Genomic DNA, 22,006 nt, shown 5'->3' on the forward strand with positions numbered 1-22,006 from the left:
GGCAGATCGGGCGTCACGCTGCGCAGCGTGCCCGTTGCGTCCCATTCGAGCAGCACGTTGCGACGCCAGCCGTCGGGGAGGTAGGCGTGCCCGGCGAATAGTGCGTTTGTGGCGGAAGACAAATGTGTGAAGGTATTCATGAAATCAGGCTTGCACGAGATCGAGTGTAGCGACGAGCAGCGCGCCATCGCCGCGCGATGCGATGTCGACAGCCTGCCGCGCCTCGACCTGCAACGTGTCGCCGGGCGCAAGCGCGATGGCGTCACCACCGTCCACGCTCACGTCAACCGGTCCTTGCACCGCGTGGACCAGCACGGTCCGCGCGCACGCGCTGCGTTGGCCGCCCCGCGGCCACACGTCGAGCGCGCCTCGCGCCGCGCCCGTGCGCACCATCAGGTTGAACACGCGCACCGGCCCGGCAATGAGCCGCGCATCGACCGAGGATTCGCCCGCAAAGCGCGCCACATCGAGCACGCGTTCGAGCGCGTGCGTCAAGCGGGGCTCACGCCTTTCGGCGTTGGTTTCGTCCAGCAGCAGACCGGCGCCGTTGATCAGCACAAGCGTACGCTCGATGCCTTCGAAGCGCGAAAACGGCCCCGCGCGTTCGATGTCGGCGAGACTCACGCGCCAGGCGAAGCCATCGGGCGACGCGCCGGCGGCGGCCCGCGCCGCAATCTCGCGCGTGACGCCACCGCCATTCTTCCAGGCCGAGGGCGCCAGGTCCGCGCCGCGCAGCAGCGTGAGCGTTGCGCCAGTGTCGGGCAACGGGCTCATGCGCGCGACAGCACCGCTTGCAGGAAGCTGCGCGTGCGCGGCTGCGCGGGCGACGTGAAGATCTTCGAAGGCGGTCCCGCCTCGACGATCTCGCCGCCGTCCATCACCACCACCACGTCGGCCACTTCCTTCGCGAAGCCCATTTCGTGCGTGACGACCACCATCGTCATGCCTTCGGAAGCGAGCAGCTTCATCACCTGCAACACCTCGCCCACCAGTTCCGGGTCGAGCGCCGAGGTCGGCTCGTCGAACAGCATCACGCGCGGCTGCATGGCAAGCGCGCGCGCGATCGCGACGCGCTGCTTCTGGCCGCCCGAAAGGCTCGCGGGCATGACATGCGCCTTGTGCGCGAGCCCGACTTTCTCGAGCAGCGCGAGCGCGGCCGCTTCGGCCTGCGCTTTCGATGCACCGCGCAGCATGCGCGGTCCGACCGTGATGTTATGCAGTACGGACAGATGCGGAAACAGGTTGAACGACTGGAACACCATGCCGACTTCGGTGCGCAGCGCATTCAGCGCCCGCTCCTTGAGCATTGCGCCGTTTTCCACGAGCCGGTGGCCGCAGATGTCGATGGTGCCGCCCTCGGGCTGTTCGAGCCCGTTGCAGCAACGCAGGAACGTGCTCTTGCCCGAGCCGCTCGGGCCAATCACCACGACGACCTGCTGTGGCTGGATATCGAAGTCGATGCCGTTGAGCACGAGATGCGAGCCGAACGACTTGGTCAGCCCGCGAATGCGGACGATCGGATCAGGATTCGTGCTCATTGCACCATCCCTCCCGCGCGCAGGCGGCGCTCCACGCGATGCAGCACATAGTTGGTCGTTTGCGTGAGCACGAGATAGACGAGCGCGATCACGAGATAGACCTCCAGAGAACGGTATGACACGCTGATGATTTTCTGGCCTTCATGCATCAGATCGTCGATCGTCAGCAGCGAGACCAGCGCGGAATTCTTGATGAGCGCGATGAACTCATTGCCCAGCGGCGGAATCATGCGCACGATAGCCTGCGGCAGAATAATTGCGCGCATGGCCTGGCCCGACGACATGCCGATAGAACGCGCGGCTTCCATCTGCCCGCGATCGACCGACTGGATCGCGCCGCGCACGATTTCCGAAACGTAGGCTGCCGAATAAAGCCCGAGCCCCAGCATGCCGCACACGAACGCGGGCAGCAGGATGTTGAACTGCGGCAGGCCGAAAAACAGCAAGAACAGTTGCACGAGCAACGGTGTGCCGCGAAAGAAAATGAGGTAGCCGGTGCACAAGCCGTAAATCACGCGGCGTTGCGGCGCGAGGCGGCCGATGCCGATCAGCAGGCCGAGCAGGCAGCTCAGCACAAGCGCGGCGGCGGTCACTTCCACCGTGACCAGCGCGCCGTGTGCGATGTCGGCCCAACCGGCGAAGGCCGGAGAGAAGTCGAGTTGCATGGGTCAGATCCGCGGGGTTACTTCGCGCTCGTGCCGAACCACTTGTTCACGATCTGGGCGTAGGTGCCGTCCGCCTTGATCTTCGCAAGCGCCGCGTTCAGCGCATCGCGCAGTTGCGGCTCGTCCTTGCGCACGGCGATGCCATACGATTCCTTCGTCAGCTCGGTGTCGAGCACGCGGAAGCCGCCACGTGTGCGCGCGAACTGATAGGCGGCGGGCTTGCCGGTGACGGCGGCGTCCGCGCGGCCAATGCCCACGAGATCGAACATCTCCTGATTCTTTTCCACTTCGACGCGCGTGACCTTCGGGTAGTTGTCGCGCAGGAAGCTCACCGACTTCGTGCCCACCTGCACCGACACTTTCTTGCCGTCGAGATCGGCGAGCGTCTTGATGGGCGAATCGGCCTTCACGAGCGCGACGAGGCCGCCCGCGAAATACGGCTGCGTGAAGTCCACCACCTGGCTGCGCTCGGGCGTGATGTAGATGCCCGAGATCGCGGCGTCGAAGCGATGCGCGATCAGCCCCGGAACAAGGCCCTTGAAGTCGATGTCGGTCCACTGCACCTGCTTGCCCATGGCCTTCGCGAGCGCGTTCATGAGATCGACGTCGAAGCCGGTGCGCTGGCCGTTCTCGGTGAATTCCATCGGCGGGAACGTCGCGTCGGTCGCGACCTGGAGCACGTTCTGGGCTTGCGCGCTGGCCGTGCCGGGAACGGCGGCGGCGAACATCGCGACAGTGAGGCACGTGGCCGACAGCAGTTTATGCAGTTTCATGGTTGGACTCCGGTGTGGTTTGTCTGGGCGTTTGAGGCACTGGCGTGGGCCGCCGCCATTCAGGTGATGGGTTCGGTTATTCGGATTGCAGGCGGGCGGAAATGGCGTGCGCGGTGCGCAAGGTCCAGTCGGCAAGCTGCGGCTCGCGGCCCGCGACGCGCGACGAAGGCGCCATCAAGGTGATCGAGGCGTTCGCGAGCGCGCCGCGCGCCACGCGCCGAAAAACCGGTGCGCTCACGCCCCACACGCCGGGGTCGACCTCGCTGTCGCTCACTGCGTAGCCGCGCGCGCGAATCTGTTCGAGTTCCGCTTCCATCGCGGCACGGCCTGGCGCATCGCCCGCGAATACGCGATCGAGCGTTTCGCCGCGCGTTTTCTCGGGCTGGAACGCGAGCAACGATTTGGCCGACGCGCCCGCCTTGAGCGCAACCGCGCGTCCCTTCTCGAACGAGCAGCGCAGCGAATGCGTGCTTTCGATCATTTCCAGGCAGACCACCTGGTCGTTGACCGCGACGACCAGGCCCACGCTCTCCTGCGACGCGCGCGCGAGTTGAAGCATGCCTTCGCGGCTCGCTTCGACGAGCAGCGAGTTGACGTCGAAGCCGAGCGCGAGTTGCAGGCTGATGGGCCCCGGCGCGTAATAGCCGGCGTCCTCGGTCACGAAGCCCCAGCGCTTGAGCACCGCGACCTGACGGTAGAGCGTGCTCTGCGCGAGACCCGTGACGGCGAGCATGTCCTTCACGGACATGGCCTTGCCACGGCTTGCGAGAGCGGAAAGCACCAGCAGCAGGCGTTCTGCGCCGGTGACACCGGATTCCTGTTTCACTTGGAGGACGAGAGCTGAATCGATGCGGTCAGCATGCCACGTCACTCCCGGAAATCAAAAATACGATTCCCAGCGAATGGGAAAGAAGCGAGAGGGTTTTCCCTGGGTCATTGCGGACGCGCTATGCGTGCCGAGCGCGGGGATGCGTGGCGCCCTTCAGCCCCGCCAGGCTTCGAGAAATCGCAGCCACGCGGTCGCACCGGGATCGGGATGACCGATGCTGCGCTCCTGCACCCACGCCGCGCGTCCCTTCTTCGACTGTAGCGCCGCCGTCTCGCTCACCTGGCGTTGCGCCGTGGCGATCATGGCGTCGAGGAGCGCGCGCTCGTCGCCTTGCGCCTCGAACGCTTCGAGCGTGTCGAGGCTCGGCACGAGCGCGTCGAGCACCGTCTTGTCGCCGAGTTGCGACTTGCCCCGCTCGGCGATGCGTGCGGCAACGGCTCGCCCCATGGCGAGCGCCTCGGCCCTCCCCGCTTCCTGCCGCCCCGCCACGGTTTTAGCGGCGGCGAGCAACCCGCCGCCCACGAGTGCCCCAAATGTCGAGGGATTCGCCGTTGAAAATGCCTTGCCCGTGGCCACCAGCACGTCGTTGAGCGCCGCGTCGGGCGGCAGCTTGCCGATGGCCTCGGCCGACGCGAGCGAACCCGCCTTGACGGTCAGGCCCAGGTCGCCGTCGCCCAGTGCGGCATCGAGCTCGCGCAACTCCTCCGCGCAGGCGGGCATCGCATTGAGCACATCGATGAGCCGCGCACGTATTTCGTTGACCGAAAGACTCATCGCGCGCCTCCTTCGTCCACTCGCCAGCCTTCGCGCCAGAACGGCGAGCGCACGGGGGCGTCGAGCAACGTATCGAGTTCTTCGTCGAGTTGCATCACCGAAATCGAGGCGCCCGCCATTTCCAGGCTCGTCACGTACTCGCCCACATAGGCGCGCGCCACGCGCAGTCCAGCGGCTGTGACCGCTTGCGCGGCGCGCCGGTACAGGAGATAGAGTTCTTCGAGCGGCGTGGCGCCGAGGCCGTTCACGAGCAGCGCGACGCTCGATCCCGCCGGCGCACGCAGATCGCGCAGGATTTCGCCTGAGAGCCGTTCGGCGATCGCGTCGGCGCTCTCCAGCTTGCCGCGATGCGTGCCAGGCTCGCCGTGTATGCCAATGCCGATCTCCATCTCGGCATCGGGCAGCGTGAAGGTAGGCTTGCCGGCCGCCGGCAGGATCGTGGGCGAGAGCCCCACGCCCATGGTGCGCGTCGCGCCGTTCGCCTTGGCGGCGATGCGCGCGACTTCGTCGAGCGTGTCGCCGCGCTCGGCCGCCGCCCCCGCGCACTTGAAGCCGAACACCATGCCCGCCACGCCGCGGCGGTCGGAGGCCCGTTCGGAGGGTGCGGAAGCGACGTCGTCCGCCACGAGCACGGTGCGCGTTTCAATGCCGTCGGCGTCGGCGAGGTCGGCGGCGAGATCGAAGTTGAAGACATCGCCGCCATAATTGCCGTACAGATAGAGCACGCCCGCGCCACCGTGCACCGCTTTGGTGGCTTCGTAGATCTGCTCCGAAGAAGGCGAGGAAAACACGTTGCCCACGGCCACGCCGCTCGCCAGCCCCTTGCCCACGTAGCCGAGAAATGCGGGTAGATGGCCGGAGCCGCCGCCGGTCACGATGCCGACCTTGCCTGCGTTCGGCGCGTCCGCGCGCACCAGCGCGCGGCGGTCGGCGGTGACCGGTTTGAGCCAGCCCGGATGGGCGAGCAGCAAGGCATCGATCATTTCATCGACAAATTGATCAGGATTATTGATGATCTTTTTCACGTGTCGCGTCTCCGGTTGCGGTGGCGCACGCGCCACCCTGAATGTCCACTCCTTCCTTGATTTAGTGCTTGCGCCTCTGGCTGAGCGCATCGAGCAAAACAGCCGCAAGAATCACGCCGCCCTGGATGAACTGCGTCCAGAACGGATTGACGCCGAGCAGCGAGAGCCCGACATTGATCACGCCGATCAGCACGACGCCGATGAACGTGCCGACGATCGAGCCGCGCCCGCCCGCGAGCGACGTGCCGCCAATCACGATGCCCGCGATCACCTGCAATTCGAGGCCATTCGCCGCCGAAGGCAGCGCCGAATTGAGGCGTCCGGCCAGCACGATGCCCGCAATCGCGGCGGTCACGCCCGCGAGCATGTAGGTGAAAAAGATCACACGGTTGACGGGAATGCCCGCGAGCCGCGCGGCTTCCTTGTTGCCGCCCACGGCGAACACCTGGTGGCCGAATTCGGTCTTGCGCAACAGCACGTGGCCGATCACGAAGACGGCGAGCATCACGAGCATCGGCGCGGGTAGTCCCGCAACCGTCTTCGCGCCGAACGCGGTGAATACCGTGGGAAAGTCGAACTTCGTGCGCCCGTCCGAGATCGCGAGCGTGAGGCCCCGCCCCATCGCCATCATCGCGAGCGTGACGATGAACGGCACGAGACGCAGCCAGGCAATGCCGAAGCCGTTGAGCGCCCCCACGGCCGCGCCCGTGGCGAGCGCGAAGAACAGCCCGGCCACGCCCAGCCCGATCGCGTCCGGGCTGGCACCGGCCATCACGGTCGCGGCCACCATGCCGCTCAGCGCAACGAGCGAGCCCACGGAAAGATCGATGCCCGACGTGATGATGACGAACGTGCCGCCCACCGCCGCGACCCCGACCACGGACACCTGCACCATGATGTTGGTGAGCGTGCTGGTGGTGAGAAATTCGGGCGAGGCGAGTGAGAGCGCGATGCAGATCAGCGCGAGCGCCGCGATGAGCGGCCCGAGGCCGCTGCGCATCTGGCGCAGCACGCGCTGTTGCAGGGTTTGCGCTTCCTGCGGCTGAACGGTCGTGGACGTCATGCTGCAACTCCGGTGGTGGCCCATTGAATGATCGTCTCCGAGTCCGCGCGCTCGCGCGCCACCTCGCCAACGATGCTGCCGCGATACATCACGAGCACGCGATCCGACATGCCGAGCAGTTCGGGCAACTCCGAACTCACGAGCACCACGGCCGCGCCCGCGCGCGCCATCTGCACGATGTGCGCATAGATTTCCGTTTTCGCGCCCACGTCGATGCCGCGCGTGGGTTCGTCGAGCAGGATCACGGCGGGCGACGTGGCGCTCGCGCGTCCGAGAATCACCTTCTGCTGATTGCCGCCCGAGAGATTGCCGGTGAGCGTCGTGACCGAGGGCGCGCGCACAGCGAAGCGCTCGCTCGCCTCGCGGGCGAGCCGGCGCTTTCTGGCCGCGCTCACGAAGCCGCCGCGCACAAGCGCACGCAAGCTTGACAGCGCAACGTTCTCTTCGATGCTCGCGTCGAGCACGAGCCCTTCCAGCTTGCGGTCTTCGGCGGTATAGACGATGCCCGCGCGCATGCCCTGCGCGGGCGAGCGCAACGTGAGCCTGCGCCCGCGCAGCCGCAACTCGCCGCCTGTGAGCGGCAGCGCGCCGCATAGCGTCTTGAGAAGCTCCGTGCGCCCTGCTCCCGCAATCCCGCCTATGCCGACGATCTCGCCCGCGCGAATGCTGAAGCTCGCGTCGCGCAGCACGGGCGCGCTCGCCACGTTGCGAGCCTCCAGCACCACTTCGCCATAGGGCCGCGCCTCCCACGGATAAAACGAGTCGAGGTTGCGCGCCACCATGGCCTGCACGAGCGCCGGCTCATTCCACTCGGACATGGGCCGCGCGCCGACCGTTGCGCCGTCACGCATCACCACGGCCGAGTCGGCGAGTTCGAACACCTCTTCCAGATGGTGCGAAATGAAGATGATGCCCATGCCCGCCGCGCGCAGGCGGCGCACGACCGCATAGAGATGCTCGATGTCGTGATGCTGAAGCGCGGCGGTGGGCTCGTCCATCACGAGGATGCGCGCCTCGCGCGCGAGCGCCTTCGCCACCTCCACGAGCTGACGTTTGTTGAGTGGCAGATCGCCCGCACGCATGGCGGGCGACACGTTTTCCAGTCCGACCTGCGCGAGCGCCTCGCGCGCCATCGCTTCGGCGCGCCGATGATCGACGAGACCGTAGCGCCTCGGCATGCGGCCCAGAAAGAGATTCTCGGCCACGCTCATGTCGTTGACGAGCGATAGCTCCTGATAGATCACGGCCACGCCCGCGTCGATCGCGGCCTGGGTGCCGCGCGCAAGCCGCCGGCCATCGATCTCGATCGTGCCTTCGTCCGGCTCGTAAGCGCCGGAGAGCGTCTTGATCAGCGAAGACTTGCCCGCCCCGTTCTCGCCGACGATCGCCATCACATGCCCCGCGTGCAGTTCGAGGCTCACGCCGCGCAGCGCCTTCACGCCGGGAAAACTCTTCACGATGCCGCTCATGCGCAAAAGCGGCGGCGCGAGCGCGTCGTCGGGCGCGCGCTGCGGTGCGTGCAATGCAGAACCTGATTCGCGTATCATCCGTTCATCCCTGGCGCCGGCGCACGCCTCGCGCGCGCCGGGCACATTGACCGCTGCGCGTTACTGCTTGACTTCGAGCGCCCACAGACCGTACTGCTTCACCGCGTCCGAATCGATGTTCGACTTGTCGATCAGATAGGTCGGCCACGCATAGTTTGCGGGCACGTCCTTCTTCGTCTCATAGTCGGTAATGAACGTCATCGCCTTCGCGGACATGCCGATCGGATTCTGCGAAATCGTCGCGTCCTGCTTGCCTGCACGGATCGCGGAGAGCGCCTGCGCCGTGCCGTCCGCACCGATCACCATGATGTGGCCGGGGTCGCCAAGCGGCTTGTAGCGGCCCGCGTTGTCGATCGCCTTCTCGGCGCCCACGGTGTTGTCGTCGTTCGCGCCGAATACCGCGTCGATCTGCGGATACTTCTGGAGAATGTTCGTCATCGCGTTGAGCGACTTCTCCTGGTCGAAGCCGCCTTCCTGGCGCGCGACCACCTTGATGTCCGGATACTTCGCGATCTCCTCGGAGAAACCTTTCTCGCGATCGGTCGCAGCCGTCGTGCCGATAAGCCCGATCAGGTCGACCACGTTGCCCTTGGCCGAGCCATAGCGCTTCGTGAGTTGATCGGCGATCCACTTCGCGCCGGTCGCGCCAAGCGCTACGTTATCCGAAGCAACGAACGAAGTGACCTTGCCGCCGTCCGAGCCGCGGTCGAGCATGAAGACCGGCACATTCATCGAATTGGCCTTTTCCACGGCCGGAATGATCGCCTTCGAGTCGATCGGGTTGAGCACCAGTGCGCTTACGCCCTGACTCAGCAGATTGAGCGCGTCGTTGACCTGCTGCTGCGCGTCGCCGTTCGCGTTCGTCTGCACGAGGTCGAAGCCCTGCTTTTCGGCACCCCGCTCCACGCCGCTCTTGAGCCCCACGAAGAACGCGTTATTGAGCGTGGCGATCGAAAAGCCCACTTTCATCTTGACCACGCCGGGTGCGGCGGCGGCCTGTGCGGGCGCACTCGCCGCCGCCGGCTCCGAGGCAGCCGTGCTGGCCTCAGGCGACTCGCTCTTCGAACACCCCGCGAGCATCGCGGCGGCGGCAAATACCGCCACGCCCGCCGTCTTGCCCGCCGACGCTCCCACGCGCGCGCCGCGCGCCACCCAACTGTCGAAACCTGCTGAACTCCACGCCATCACTGTCTCCTGTCTTTGATCTGCTGGTTATGGACTCGATGTTGACCGACCTGCGAACCGCCAACCGACTGCGTTACCGTGTGTACCGCCAATGCCAGGACTGCCTGGGCGCGCGAGTTCCCGCGCCTCACTTGCGCGGGCCGTAGCCCTTGAACTTTTCGATGACTTCCTCCATGGCTGCGTCGCTGAGCAGCGGCGGCTCGCCAAGCTGGCACGCGAGCAGATATTGCTTCGCCAGCACCTCGACTTCATTCGCGAGCCACAAGGCTCGCGCAAGATCGCGCCCGAGCGCGATCACGCCGTGATGCGCAAGCAGGCACGCAAGCCGCTCGCGCAGGGCTTCGAGCGCGTGATCCGAGAGCGCCTGGCTGCCGAATGTCGCATACGGCGCGCAGCGAATCGAATTGCCGCCCGCTGCCGCCACCATGTAGTGATGCGCGGGAATCCCACGGCCGTGGATGGCCAGCGCCGTGGCCGCCTGCGAATGCGTGTGGACCACGGCGTTCACATCGGCCCGTTCGCGCAGAATGTCACGATGAAAACGCCATTCCGAGGAAGGCCGTTGCGCTTCGAAAAGCGCATCGTCGTCGCGTACGTCGAGTGGCATCCACACGATGCGCTCGCGCGTGAGCGCGGCGCACGGCACGCCGCTCGGCGTGATGAAGAGTCCGTCGCGCCAGCGCGCGCTCACATTGCCCGACGTGCCCTGATTGATGCCGAGACGCTCCATCTCGCGCATGGTGTGGACGATCTGCTCGCGCAGCCCCGCTTCGGCGCGTGCGTCGCTCATGCAGGCGCTCCCGTCTTGAAGAGCGCCGCGAGGTTGGTGTCGAACGGCGCGCGCACGATCCCCAGCTCCGTGACGATGCCGGTGACGAGCGCGTGCGGCGTGACGTCGAAGGCCGGGTTGCGTACCTTCATGCCCTCGGGCGCAACGCGTCGGCCCGCGAGTTGCGCGACCTCTTCCGCACCGCGCTCTTCAATCACGATGTCCGCGCCGCTCGGGGTACGCAAGTCCAGCGTGGATGAAGGGCACGCCACATAAAACGGGATGCCGAAGTGTTTGGCCGCGATCGCCACGCCGAGTGTGCCGATCTTGTTCGCGACGTCGCCGTTCGCCGCCACGCGGTCGGTGCCGACGATCACGAGATCGATGAGCCCTTGCGACATCAGCGCGGGCGCCATGCTATCGGTGATGAGCGTGACGTCGAGTCCGGCTTGCTGCAATTCGTAGGCGGTGAGGCGCGCGCCTTGCAGGAGCGGCCGCGTCTCGTCCGCGTACACACGAAACGCCGCGCCGTCACGGTGAGCGCAATACAAGGGTGCGGTCGCGGTGCCGATACCGGTGGTCGCAAGCGCGCCGGCGTTGCAATGCGTGAGCACGCCGCTGCCGGGTTCGATCAGCGCGCGTCCCGCCTCTCCAATACGCGCGCATAGTTCGATATCCTCATGATGAATGCGCTTGGCCTCGTCAACCAGCGCTTCGTAGAGCGCTGCACCCGTTTGCGCCGCGTCGCCGCGCGCATGGGCGAGCATACGTTCGAGCGCCCAGCGCAGATTCACCGCCGTGGGTCGCGCGCTATCGAGATACGCCGCGCGCTGCTCGAGGCGCGTGAGAAACGCATCGCGCGCGGCAGGCTGATCGCGCTGCATCGCCACGCACAGGCCGTACGCCGCGGCGACGCCGATCGCGGGCGCCCCGCGCACGCGCAACTCGTGTATTGCGCGCCATACGGCTTCGACGCTGTCCGCCGCCTCGACGACGCATACCTGTGGCAGGCGCGTCTGGTCGAGCAGATAAAGGGTGTCGTCGCGCCACTCGATGGTGGGCGGAAGACTCGAATGGTTCGGCTGCAACGCCATACGTTCTCCGTCGATGCCGGTTGGTCAGACTTTGCCGCGTGAGCGGCGCAGGGGGTGCTTCAGGATTACGTGTTCAGGTGTTCGCGGGCTCCGCTAGCACCTGGGCGGCCAGCGCAGTGGCCGCTTCGATCGAGGCCAGTTCGCGCCGCTGCACGAGCAGCGCCTCGGCGAGCTTCAGGCAGCGCACTTCCACCTGCGCGCGCACCGCTTCGTCCTCAATGCTGGTGATCTCCGCAACTTTCGCCACGCCGACGATGCGCCGGATCATCTTGCAGCCCGCGAAGCCGAGGGTATCCGCAAGAAGCCGCCGCATGAAGTCTTCGCGAAAGGCCTCGGCCGCGCGCGTATCGGCAGCGCCGCCAATCCATGCGCGGCCCGTCTCGTGCTCGTGCGCGCGCCAGAGTTGCGCGAACTTCTGCGCGAAGCCGTTCCACACGGCTTCGGTCTGATCGAGCAACCAGCGCTGATACGCCTGCGGTTCGCGCCCCGCCGCGCGGTCGTGCCATTCGCGCGCGTAGCAGGCGAGCAGCAGGTTCGCAATGAATGCGCCCGTGTCAAAGCCCATTGGACCGTAGAACGCGAACTCCGGATCGATCACATAGGTCTCGTGCTCGTTCGCCATGATCGAGCCGGTATGCAGGTCGCCATGCACGAGCGTTTCCGCATGATTCATGAACGCCCACTTCATCTCGCCCGCCGCGCGGCGCAGCGGTTCGTGCGCGCGCAGGCGCTCGACGGCCGCCGCAGGTAGCGCCGGGCTGTACACATTCGACGGATTGTCCTCGAATGGAAACGTGAACACGAGGTCCTCGGTAATCCGGCACAACTCCGCGTTGATGTCGCCACTCACGGCTGTCTTCTTCTCATTGGGTGCGAGATAGAGGTCGGAGCCGTGAAAGAGCGTGCGCGCGAGAAACGTGGAAATGTGACCGGCCAGGCGCGGGTACACGATGCCTTCGGTCAGGGCCTGACGCAGCACGCGATGCGAGTCGAGCCGCTGCATGACCATGAGGTACTTTTCGCTGTCGGCGTGATAGACGCTCGGCACATGCTCCGGGCATAGCGCGCCGAAGCGGCGCAACGCGGCCACTTCGCGCTCCATGCGCTCGCGCGGCAAGGGCCAGCTCTCGCCCACCAGCCGCAGGAAAGGCGGCGCCTGCTTGACCACCACACTGCGGCGCGGGTCGCGCGCGCTGCTCACGAAGTAGACGTAGTTCAGATTGCCGTCGCCCACTTCCATGACATCTAGTTCGCTATCCTCACCAAGTCGCGCACTGACGGCAGGAATACCCTTCAGGTATGCCGCCAGTTCGGAAGCGCTGAAAGCCTCGAAGTGCATGGGTTTTCCTGTCCGAAAGTTAGGCCCGCGGGCCGCGTCTAACGTCGTTTGCGTACGAGATCGAACTTGAAAATACTGGCGTTGTAGTAGTCGTTGCTGTAGCAGACCGCCCGGCCGGTTTCGTCGAAGTCCACTTCGTCGATCAGCAGAAAGAGGCCAAGGCTCTCCTGCAATTCCGGCAAGTCGCGCGGCGTGAGTACCGTGGGCTGGATCGAGCTGTGCGTGTGCGAAAGCCGGATGCCCGCGCGCTCGAACGTGCCGAACAACGACTCGCCCAGTTCCTCCCCTTCGAGCACCGACTTCGGCACGATGTCGATGCAGTAGGCGGCGATCGCGTCGTCGGCGCGGCGTACGCGCTCCAGCCGCACACAGGGCTCGCCCTCCGCGAGACCAAGCTTCTGCGCAAGACTGGCCGACGCCGCCATCGTCTTCACCTGAATACGGCTCGTGGAGGGCACCGCGCCCACACTGCGGATCATGTCCGTCACAGACATCAGATCATCCAGCCCGCCTTGCAGCTTAAGCGCAATCTGTCTGACGAAAGTCCCTTTGCCGTGCACACGCGTGAGCAAACCGTGGGAAATCATCTGCGCCACCGCTTCACGCAGGCTCGAACGGCCCACGCCCAGCAGTTCGCAAAGCTCGGGTTCCGTGGGAATCTGGTCGCCGGGCTTGAGCGAGCGCTCGCGGATCATTGCCAGCAGTGAATCCTGGATCCGGTCGCTCATCGACTGATCGACGCTCAGGCGCATGGTTGCCTTCGGTAGCCACGTTACGCGCCAATTTACATCAGACGTCTGATGTCATCGACCCGTGGTTTTCCCTTGCTTGCAATGCAACATTGCCCCGGGAGGCCGGTATGGGAAACGACGTTATCAAACATGAAATCGCGCCGTGCTCGCGGTTCGCCTCGCTGTACACGTGGTGAATCGAAAAACGCTAACCTGTCGCCAGGCCGCCGCGTCATGCGCTGCCGGACCTTTGCAAGCGTTTTTTGTCAGGCTGCCCGAACCGCGAGCTTGCTCGCGCCCGCAGTCGGTAACTCTCTCTGGAGTGACCATCATGAACACGCAACGCCATGCTCCCCGTATCGCCTCGCCCCTTCTTGCCGCGATTTGCGCACTCGCGATGGCAAGCGGCGCAGTGGCGCAGACGGCCGCGCCCACGAACGCCGGCGAAGCCCCCAGTGCCGGCATGCCGCAAACGGAGCAGCAAGGCGACGTATCGTTCGTGTCCGGCGGAGTTGGCCGCGACGAATCCACCGCGCTACGCCAGGCACGCAGTCAATGGCCGCTGTCGCTACTGCTCACCGGTCCGGGGTCGTCTTATGTCTCCGATGTCCGTGTGCAGATTGCCAATGCCGGAGGCACGACGGTGCTCGACACGAGTGCGCATGGACCGTACATGCTCGTGCGCCTGCCCGCGGGCAGCTATACGATCAACGCCACCTACGGCAGCGTAACGAGGCGGCAGACCGTGAACGTGCATGGCAATGGCAGCGCGCGCGCGACCTTCGCGTTCCCGGCGAATCATTGAACGTGATTTGTGCGGCGTCGTTCAGGCCTGTGCGCGCCGGTGCGTGATCAGGCGGGAAAAGGTCAGCGCAAGCGCCAGCAACCCCAGTGCGGCGAATGCCAGCCAACTGCGTGTGGACCACTGTTCGACCACCATCGCCGCAATCAATATCCCGCACGATTGGCCAAGAAACAGGACGCACGAGAATAGTGAAACTGCCGTTCCCCTGGCGCGGGGCGCCATTTGCGTGGCGTTCATTTGCAGAACGTTGTGCAACGAATAAAAGCCAAACCCCGCAAAAAAACATGCGGGCAAGGCAACGGACACGGACGGCGCCACAGCCAGGATGACGAGAGACGCAAACAGAAAGAGCCCTCCCATGATGGCGAAGCCTCTTTCGCTCAAGCGCGCGAGCAGCAGGCCTGCGCATCGGCTGTAGGTCAAGCCGCCCAGGCCGTAGAGCGCCACCGTCAACGCCGCGCTGGACATCGACAAGCCCATTGCAGCGTGCAGATGCGTTGGCATGAATGCAAGAACGCTGTATGCGAAGCCGCCCTCAAGGAAAGTAACGAGCAGGACGACTCTTGCCCATGGCTCGGCGAGAACGAGCTTCACGCGATCAAAAAAGTTGCCGTCCTTCTGCAACGCAAATGCCTGTGAATGGCGTGCCTCGAGAATCGCGAGTATCGCGCCCACGAAAAATACAACGGCCATGGGAAGAAACGCGCCGCGCCAGCCAAAATGCGCCGACATTACACCGCCCGCCCATTGGCCGGCGATCATGCCAAAGACAGTCGCGCCCAGCAGTTTTGCGAGAACGGCCTGCCTGCGTTCATAGGCAACGTTGTCGCCTATCCACGCCATGGTCAGCGGCACGATGCCCGCGGCAGCCGCGCCCGAGAGAAAGCGCGCTGCAATCAATTGATCGAATGAGTGCGCGAAAAAAGCGGCGGCGTTGCCAAAAGCACAAAGCGCCGTAGCAACAGCAATGACGCGAATCTTGCCGAATTTGTCGCCGGCCGGTCCGAAGAAGAGTTGAATGACACCGTATGCCAACGCAAAGACGGAAATGCTCTTTGACGCGGCCTCCGTTGTCACCGAGAACGACTCGGACAGTGCGGGCAACATGGCGTCGCAGACCCGCATCGAAGCCAGGCTTGCAAAACAGCAGACGTAGAGCGTGAGAACAAGGCGGCGATGCAACCCGTGTTCTGCGTTCCCCTTGAAATCACCCAACGCCGCGTCCGCTTTATTCACCACGCCTTCCTCGACTCAACCATTTTTCCCAGCCATTTTCCCTCGCGTCAACCGACGATCTTCAAGGGATCTATTTGCCACGCCGTGGCTCGCCTGACCGCGCTTTCCAGCGCCTTGAGCCAGTTACCCGAAGCGAACGCACGCGAAGCGTCGCCCTCCCCGGCAAACCACAGCGACGCGAAAACCGACGGCGGATCGCCCTCGAATCCGAGCGATTCGCGATGCGCTGTCGTCTCGACCCTTTCCGTCGACCATTCAACGCAGCCCGCCAGGCCCAAACTCTCCTGCAAGCGCCGGATAGCGCTTTCGGACTCGTCCAGGAGCTTTGCCGCGATCATGACTTTCAGCAGGCCGGGACGGATCTGCCGCGCACCATCTTCAACCCGGCAGAGGGTGATTCCATCGAGGAACTTCAATTCATCTGCCGGCAGCCATTCCCTCACGACTGCCGTTTCACCCGCTGCCGCCATTGCGGCCTCGTGTTCAAACTCCAGTTCAACGATTCCGTCACATTCGTAAGCCGCTTCGCTCGGGTAACTCCATAGCCTGGCGTCAACACGATTCTGCGTATAGGCCGCGATGCCCGGCATGGCGGTAGCTATTTTCGCATGTGGCCCCGCCCAGTGAGTTCGAAATTCCTCGCTGGTGAGATCGGCGCGCCGGCGAAGGAGCGACGAGCGCTTCGCCGTCGAAGGTATTAATTTGCTCACTTTGGTACGCACTCCATGACGTGGCCCGCAATGCGAACCAGGGAATATCGATGTCTACGGTCACTGCGAGGATTGCGGCGCACGCGCTAGCGCGCCGTGTAACCGCCGTCCACAAACCACGTTTGCCCAGTGGTAAAGCTCGCTTTATCGGACAAGAGAAACAGGATCGCCTCCATGATCTCGTTTGAACGGGCGAGGCGGCCCATCGGGTGGAGTGCGGCGATCTTCTCTTTCTCGTCGTCGCCTCGGCCCGACAGTAGCGGCGTATCGACGTAGCCGGGAGCCACGGCATTGACCCGCACGCCTTGTTCGACATAGTCCAGCGCCGCCGCCTTCGTGATCCCCACGACACCGTGCTTCGCGGCGACATACGGAGCGCGCCCGGCCAAAGCCACGCCGCCCAGAATCGACGAAAGATTGACAACGGCGCCGCCGCCGCTGGCGATCAGTGCGGGTATCTCGTACTTCAAGGCGAGGAACACGCCCGTCAAATTGACCGCGATGTTTCTCGACCAGGTCTCGACGGAAACCTCGTGAAGCGCTGAAAACGGCACTGCAATGCCCGCATTGTTGACCGCCAGATGGAGTGCGCCAAAGGCATCGACCGATTTGCCGACGGCTGCTTCCATGTCGCCCGGATTGGACACGTCGGCCTGTATGGCTATTGCGCGACCTTGTTGCGCTTCGATACGCTCAACGGTCTGCAACGCGTTTTCCAGATTGAAGTCCACCACTGCGACCACGGCCCCTCTGGTTGCGAGCGCCACGCACGTTTGCGCGCCAATTCCCGATCCACCGCCTGTTACAAACGCAGACTTGCCTGCGAATTCAGAACTCATCTCAATCTCCTTGATTCATCGAAACCCGCACACTTCGGTTGAACTTTGCCTCTAGCCACGATTTGCTTCACTTCAACACGTACTCCGTTCCGTAAAAGCGTTGCGTTCCTCCGGCGATGAAATGACCAAGGTCGTGCATGATTTCGTCGCGACCTCGCGGCGAATCAAAATAACGCTCGCGCATCGAGGCTTCGTCCGGGAAGTGCAAATCGGAGAGCCCGCGAATCTTCGGCGAGCCCTCTGTCAACACGGCGTCCACCCAGTGGCGCGCATATCGGGCAAGACCAACGTGAACCTTCGTAGCCAGCCCGGAGTGGTGTTCCCAGATTCGGCGGGCAGCGGAGTCTGGCAGATCCTCGAAAATAAAAAGGCCTCGCATCAGCTTGATGCCGGGAGTGGGCACTCCGCGGCTGAGCATTGGTCTGTGAAAAACTTCCGACTCGGTCACCTGGTAGACGTGATGTACGCCGCACCGGCCTCGCAGCCGCTCCAGCGCGGGCTTGACAATGCGTTCGTAGTCGCTGTGATCGCTAAGAGACACTTGAATAATGACGTCGAATGCATCGCCGGCTAACGATTCGGCACTTCCGTAGGGTTGTGCGGTCCGAATCGCCGTCGCCAGATTTACGATCAAACGTTCGACTCTGTCTCCGTGGTCGACAAGCGTGGGCGCCCACTCCCGCAAACACCACGATTTGAATTCGGCGGCTTTCTCTTGCGATTTTGCGCAGGCCTGAATCATCACTTCCATATCGCTTCCTCCCATTGTTGACAGGCTTGCGGATCAGTCGGCTGACACGGGTGGCAGCATCTGGAAATGGTCGGTGATGCGCGAGTACATACCGGGATTCGACAGGCGCCCGACGGGGTTCATTGCCAGCATGTCCACGTGCAGGCGTTGATTCACGATCCCGCTACGATAGTGGGCGTAGACGATTTCGCCGACAACCATGTGATACGGCGTCTTGCCCAGCGTGTGAATGTCGGTCACCACGCATTCGAACTGCACGGGACAGTCGATAATGCGCGGCGCCTTGACCCGAACCGAAGGGGCCGTCGTGAAGCCCGCCCTTTCCATCTCGTCGACGTCGGCACCATACTCGGGCGCGCAAAGATTCATACGCTCCTTGTTCGCGTCGTCCACGAGTTGAACCACGAATTCGCCGGTTTCGCGCACGTTGCGAAGGGTATCTTTTTCCTGGCCCAATTTTTCCAACTTTGTCGGACCGATACAGAACATGACCATCGGCGGTCCGATCGAGACGGCATTAAAGAAGCTGAACGGCGCCGCGTTGCGTCCAGCCGGGCCGTCGGTCGACACGAGCGCAATGGGTCTGGGAATGACCGTGCTCGAAATCAACTTGTACTGCTCGTCCCAGGACAGGTCGCGTGTGTCGACGCCGGTAACACTACCGGCTTCGTCGAGCGTGAGCGCCGCCTGCGCGCTTTCGATCTCCATCATGGCGCGCTTGGGTTCCGCGCCGGGATATGTCGCATTTTTCATCGACAATTCTCCTAAAATCCAGTTATGGTCAGAAAATTCGACTGCCGTTAGAACTTGTGCCGGATGCCAATGCGAACCAGCGTTTGCTGATTGGTGGACGAATCGCCGAGGTTGTCGATATCGGCCACCGCTGCGGTTCCCAGCGACGACGTACCGGAAGCGCGTTGCCACCCGGCTCCGAAATACACGTCCGTTCGCTTGGACAGGAAGTAGTCAACGACGAGTGATACCTGGTTGTAGTGCTGATTTCCCACCGTCGTTCCGCGGTCGGTCGTCACGCTGTTTGCCTTCAGATATTCATACGACACCGCTGCACTCAGGTAAGGCGTGATCTGATAGGCGGCACCGATATCGAAGTTATTGAATATCGCGGTGCCATTGAGGAATCCGGGTCCCAGATTCGCGTACTGGACATTCGAGAACGACGCCGCGAGCGTCGCAGCACCGATCAGGTAGTTGGCGGCGACAATGGCAACCTGGTAGGCCTGAGCCGTGCTGTATGCCTTGTTCAACGACTGGGACAACGGTGACGCCCCGTTGGCGTACGCCGTAAAGAATCCGTTCCCCGCGGTAGCGGTTGGATTCTTGAAATACTCGAATGCGGCGCCAACTTTCAGCGAGCCGCCCGTATACCCGGCGCCGAGAGAATATCCGCTGTTGGCCGTGAAGTTAGCCGCGACACCGCCCAGACTGTACTCGCCGCCGAACGAAAAACCACGGTACGACGGGCTCATATAGCGAACCGAGTTGTTCAGACGGACCGTATTGGCGGCGTTGTCGATGTCGCCCGGGTGCATCCCGACAGGGCCGCCTACCAGACTTCCGGCGGTGAGCGGTTCGGGAAAGTAGAACACCATGTCATACTGGCGGCCAAACGCCAGCATGCCAAGCTGATCGCTCTTCAGCCCGACGAAGGCTTGCCTGCCAAATTCCGTCCCGCCTTGCCCGAACTGGCCGTTATTCAGATTGACACCTGATTCAAGGGTGAAAATCGCTTTGAGATTGCCGCCAAGATCCTCGATTCCGGTCATCCCGAACCGGCTTCCAAACAAGCCTGATAAGGAATCGAGAGCCACCTTCGTGCCGCCATTGACATTGCTGGTGTACATCAAACCTTCATCCAGAATCCCGTAGATCGTCACGCTGCTTTGTGCGAGAGCAAGCATCGGCATGGCACATAGCGCGCCGCCTAGAAGTAATGCCTTTTTCATTGATTCTCCAAACCGTATTTTTCGATATTTGTATTTTTAATAATTTTTATTTTCGTTACGACTGAGTCTCCAGCTCAACCAGCTTGTTCTGATTGATCGAAAATATCGATGCGGCGGAAATGAGTGCCGGCACGGCCAGCAGCGTAAACACGTCCCCCAGGTGCCAACCCAGCCCCAGCAGCGCTGCGCCGGCAAAAGAACCCGCTACGCCGCCGAATCGCCCCACGCCCTGCATCCACGCCACGCCGGTCGAGCGCCCTTCGGTCGGGTAGATCTGCGCGGCATACGCCGACAAAGAAGTCGATGCGCTCGTAGCAAGCGCCCCGCACAGGAAAATCAGCACGCCCAGCGCAAGTTCATTGCCAACGCTCTGGCCAATCAGCACCACCAGCACCGCAACCAGCACATAGGCGTAGACGATGGTCCGGTTTGCATTGACGCGGTCCATCAACCAGCCGGTAACTGGATTGCCGATCAATCCGCCCAGCGGGAACAGCGAGGCGATCAACATACTGTGTTCGGTACTGAAGCCGAGGTCGCGGAACAGCGTGGGCATCCAGTTCGTCAGCAGGTAGTAGACAATCAGGCTCGTGAAATACGCCGTCCAGAGCAAGAACGTGCGCGCCCGATAATCCCTGGACAGTATCAACGCGAGCGCGGCCCTGCCCGTCGCCTTCGACGCCGAAGCGCTTGAGGCGACGAAATGGCAATTTTCCAGCGAGGCATGCGGCGCGATCCGCTTGAGAATGCGCTCGATCTTTTCACGTGTGCCGTGGCGAACCGCGAGAAACTGGACCGACTCGGGCAAGAACACCAGAAGAACGAAGGAAAGAAAAATCGGTACGGCGCCGCCGATCACCAGAATGCTTTGCCAGCCCACGTGCGGAATCAACCACGCCGACGCCGCGCCGCCCGCAATCAGGCCAACGGAAAAGCCGCAATACATGACGTTGACCGTCATCGACCGCAAGCGCTCCGGCGCGTATTCGGACATGAGCGCGACCGTGTTCGGCATTGCCGCTCCGAGGCCCAGACCGGTCAACAAGCGAAAGACCGTAAGCGAGAAAACCGTATGGGAATTCGCGGCAATCAATGTCCACACGCCAAAGCAGGCAACCGACACGACCAGCACGCTCTTGCGGCCGATCCGGTCGGCAATGGGGCCGCCCAGCACCGACCCGAGCCCCAGACCGACAAGGGCAGCGCTCATCACCACGCCGAGTTCCGTTCGCGGGATACCCCAATCCTGAGTCAGCGCCGGTGCAATGAAGCCAATTGCCGCGGCGTCGTAACCGTCGGCAGTCACGATACAAAAGCAGAGGATGAGAATCACCCATTGGCTTAGCGAGAATCGCTGGGCGTCGATGAATGCCTTGACGTCGACTGTGCGCGTCGCGTTTGTCATCATGTGTCTCCTGAATGCGTGGGCCTGCGGCCTGAACGCATTCGTAGATAATTTCTTTATATAAAGGAACGATCGTCAAACGTTGGTCATGCGACGACTACAACCGGCCTCCAAACCGGGTTGCGCACAATATTGATTCGGCATACTAATTAATATGGATAAAAATCCATCTTCTTCGGCGCCCGCCTTACATGGCGAGATATCCTCCGTCGACAGGCAGCGTGACACCGGTGACGTACGTCGACATCGACGAAGCGAGGAACAATACGGCGCCGACGAGTTCATCCGGCTTCCCCACGCGGTGCATTGGAATACGCGACAAAAAGCGCTCCAGCTTTTCCGGGTTATCTCGCGTGGAAACGGTCATCGGCGTTTCGATCACACCGGGCGCGATGGCATTGACGCGAATGCCGTCCTTGGCGAGATCGACGGCGAGCGACTGGGTCAGCATCTTCACCGCGCCTTTGGAGGCCGAATAGCCTAGCGTGTTGGGCTGGCCTGAGAACGATGCAATGGACGCGACGTTCACGACATTGCCCGAGGTCTTGCGGAGCGCGGCAAGAAACGCATACGTCACGTTGAAGGTTCCTTCATGATTCACCTTCATGACCTGTTGCAGGTTGTGCGGTGCGTTCGGGCTATCAATGCCTTCTCGAACGATGATGCCCGCGTTGTTCACCAGGATGTCGATGGCTCCCGCCTCCGCCTCGACCTTGGCCGCCGTGGCATGACATTGCGGGAGGTCGGTAACGTCGAGTTCGTACCACGCGGCCTGGCCGCCCTTCTCCTGGATCAGCCCGGCGGTCTCGCGCGCGTTGTGGCTATTCATGTCGGTCACGATCACCCGCGCGCCGGCTTGTGCCAGCCCCAAGGCGATGGCCCGGCCGTTGCCCTGGCCTGCGCCGGTGATAAAGGCTTTCTTGTTGCTCAGGAGGTTCGGAATAGTCATGAAAAATCTCTTGTA

Annotated in this window: 24 protein-coding genes; 1 reads left to right on the forward strand and 23 read right to left on the reverse strand. The window is 63.3% G+C overall.

The annotated features are described in order from the left end of the window. The 15 genes from C7401_RS46245 to C7401_RS00070 form a co-directional block, all read right to left on the reverse strand. Positions 1-140: hypothetical protein (locus C7401_RS46245; RefSeq protein WP_181565457.1), on the reverse strand; the 140-nt coding region annotated here is incomplete at its 3' end. A 4-nt stretch (positions 141-144) separates the two neighbouring features. After that, positions 145-774 carry a HutD/Ves family protein gene (locus C7401_RS00005; protein ID WP_112169025.1) on the reverse strand — a complete coding sequence of 210 codons (630 nt, stop codon included), beginning with the start codon at positions 772-774 and terminating at the stop codon, positions 145-147. Beyond that, positions 771-1,538: an amino acid ABC transporter ATP-binding protein gene (locus tag C7401_RS00010; protein WP_112169027.1), complete on the reverse strand. Its 768-nt coding sequence runs from the start codon at positions 1,536-1,538 to the stop codon at positions 771-773. The genes C7401_RS00005 and C7401_RS00010 overlap by 4 nt, the downstream gene beginning before the upstream one ends. After that, the gene (locus C7401_RS00015) at positions 1,535-2,203 is read right to left on the reverse strand and encodes an amino acid ABC transporter permease (protein WP_112169029.1); all 669 of its coding nucleotides are present in this window, start codon (positions 2,201-2,203) and stop codon (positions 1,535-1,537) included. The genes C7401_RS00010 and C7401_RS00015 overlap by 4 nt, the downstream gene beginning before the upstream one ends. Before the next feature lie 17 nt (positions 2,204-2,220). After that, positions 2,221-2,976, reverse strand: a complete 756-nt coding sequence (locus C7401_RS00020; RefSeq protein WP_112169031.1) for a transporter substrate-binding domain-containing protein — start codon at positions 2,974-2,976, stop codon at positions 2,221-2,223. 76 nt (positions 2,977-3,052) lie between these two features. Beyond that, positions 3,053-3,802: an IclR family transcriptional regulator gene (locus C7401_RS00025; RefSeq protein ID WP_112169033.1), complete on the reverse strand. Its 750-nt coding sequence runs from the start codon at positions 3,800-3,802 to the stop codon at positions 3,053-3,055. Positions 3,803-3,958: 156 nt separating this feature from the next. Next, the gene (locus tag C7401_RS00030) at positions 3,959-4,579 is read right to left on the reverse strand and encodes a DAK2 domain-containing protein (RefSeq protein WP_112169036.1); all 621 of its coding nucleotides are present in this window, start codon (positions 4,577-4,579) and stop codon (positions 3,959-3,961) included. Then, positions 4,576-5,604, reverse strand: a complete 1,029-nt coding sequence (locus C7401_RS00035) for a dihydroxyacetone kinase subunit DhaK (RefSeq protein ID WP_112169757.1) — start codon at positions 5,602-5,604, stop codon at positions 4,576-4,578. Before C7401_RS00035 ends, C7401_RS00030 begins: the two co-directional genes overlap by 4 nt. A 61-nt stretch (positions 5,605-5,665) precedes the next feature. Then, complete coding sequence (locus tag C7401_RS00040) at positions 5,666-6,667, reverse strand: ABC transporter permease (RefSeq protein WP_112169038.1); 1,002 nt, start codon at positions 6,665-6,667, stop codon at positions 5,666-5,668. Continuing rightward, complete coding sequence (locus C7401_RS00045; RefSeq protein ID WP_112169040.1) at positions 6,664-8,214, reverse strand: sugar ABC transporter ATP-binding protein; 1,551 nt, start codon at positions 8,212-8,214, stop codon at positions 6,664-6,666. The genes C7401_RS00040 and C7401_RS00045 overlap by 4 nt, the downstream gene beginning before the upstream one ends. A gap of 60 nt (positions 8,215-8,274) precedes the next feature. Beyond that, positions 8,275-9,399, reverse strand: a complete 1,125-nt coding sequence (locus tag C7401_RS00050) for a sugar ABC transporter substrate-binding protein (protein WP_112169042.1) — start codon at positions 9,397-9,399, stop codon at positions 8,275-8,277. A 127-nt stretch (positions 9,400-9,526) separates the two neighbouring features. Beyond that, positions 9,527-10,189 (reverse strand): class II aldolase/adducin family protein, encoded by a 663-nt coding sequence (locus C7401_RS00055; RefSeq protein ID WP_112169044.1) that lies wholly within the window; start codon positions 10,187-10,189, stop codon positions 9,527-9,529. Beyond that, positions 10,186-11,262, reverse strand: a complete 1,077-nt coding sequence (gene mtnA, locus C7401_RS00060) for an S-methyl-5-thioribose-1-phosphate isomerase (protein ID WP_112169046.1) — start codon at positions 11,260-11,262, stop codon at positions 10,186-10,188. Before mtnA ends, C7401_RS00055 begins: the two co-directional genes overlap by 4 nt. Before the next feature lie 73 nt (positions 11,263-11,335). Further along, a complete protein-coding gene (gene mtnK, locus C7401_RS00065) occupies positions 11,336-12,601 on the reverse strand; it encodes an S-methyl-5-thioribose kinase (protein WP_112169048.1) in 1,266 nt (421 codons plus the stop codon). A 38-nt stretch (positions 12,602-12,639) separates the two neighbouring features. Continuing rightward, a complete protein-coding gene (locus tag C7401_RS00070) occupies positions 12,640-13,329 on the reverse strand; it encodes a GntR family transcriptional regulator (RefSeq protein ID WP_224045167.1) in 690 nt (229 codons plus the stop codon). Between the two features lie 334 nt (positions 13,330-13,663). On the opposite strand from C7401_RS00070, the gene C7401_RS00075 reads away from it, so the two are divergent. Next, positions 13,664-14,137, forward strand: a complete 474-nt coding sequence (locus C7401_RS00075; protein WP_112169052.1) for a carboxypeptidase regulatory-like domain-containing protein — start codon at positions 13,664-13,666, stop codon at positions 14,135-14,137. A gap of 21 nt (positions 14,138-14,158) precedes the next feature. On the opposite strand, the gene C7401_RS00080 is transcribed toward C7401_RS00075, so the two are convergent. The 8 genes from C7401_RS00080 to C7401_RS00115 all read right to left on the reverse strand — a co-directional run bounded on the left by C7401_RS00080 (position 14,159) and on the right by C7401_RS00115 (position 21,991). Beyond that, on the reverse strand, positions 14,159-15,373 hold the full coding sequence (locus C7401_RS00080) for an MFS transporter (protein ID WP_224045166.1): 1,215 nt from the start codon (positions 15,371-15,373) through the stop codon (positions 14,159-14,161). A 47-nt stretch (positions 15,374-15,420) separates the two neighbouring features. Further along, positions 15,421-16,083 (reverse strand): EthD domain-containing protein, encoded by a 663-nt coding sequence (locus tag C7401_RS00085; protein ID WP_181565459.1) that lies wholly within the window; start codon positions 16,081-16,083, stop codon positions 15,421-15,423. A gap of 86 nt (positions 16,084-16,169) precedes the next feature. Continuing rightward, positions 16,170-16,922: an SDR family NAD(P)-dependent oxidoreductase gene (locus C7401_RS00090; protein WP_112169056.1), complete on the reverse strand. Its 753-nt coding sequence runs from the start codon at positions 16,920-16,922 to the stop codon at positions 16,170-16,172. Positions 16,923-16,989: 67 nt separating this feature from the next. After that, positions 16,990-17,673: a hypothetical protein gene (locus C7401_RS00095; protein WP_112169058.1), complete on the reverse strand. Its 684-nt coding sequence runs from the start codon at positions 17,671-17,673 to the stop codon at positions 16,990-16,992. A gap of 33 nt (positions 17,674-17,706) precedes the next feature. Continuing rightward, entirely contained in the window at positions 17,707-18,381 is a 675-nt protein-coding gene (locus C7401_RS00100; protein WP_181565460.1) for a flavin reductase family protein, read from the reverse strand. 92 nt (positions 18,382-18,473) lie between these two features. Continuing rightward, positions 18,474-19,637 (reverse strand): porin, encoded by a 1,164-nt coding sequence (locus tag C7401_RS00105; protein ID WP_112169063.1) that lies wholly within the window; start codon positions 19,635-19,637, stop codon positions 18,474-18,476. A gap of 55 nt (positions 19,638-19,692) precedes the next feature. Next, on the reverse strand, positions 19,693-21,042 hold the full coding sequence (locus C7401_RS00110) for an MFS transporter (protein ID WP_112169065.1): 1,350 nt from the start codon (positions 21,040-21,042) through the stop codon (positions 19,693-19,695). Positions 21,043-21,229: 187 nt separating this feature from the next. Next, positions 21,230-21,991 (reverse strand): SDR family NAD(P)-dependent oxidoreductase, encoded by a 762-nt coding sequence (locus C7401_RS00115; protein ID WP_112169067.1) that lies wholly within the window; start codon positions 21,989-21,991, stop codon positions 21,230-21,232. Between the last annotated feature and the right edge of the window lie 15 nt (positions 21,992-22,006).

It is taken from the genome of Paraburkholderia unamae, from assembly GCF_003268775.1.
Taxonomy (GTDB): Bacteria; Pseudomonadota; Gammaproteobacteria; order Burkholderiales; family Burkholderiaceae; genus Paraburkholderia; species Paraburkholderia unamae.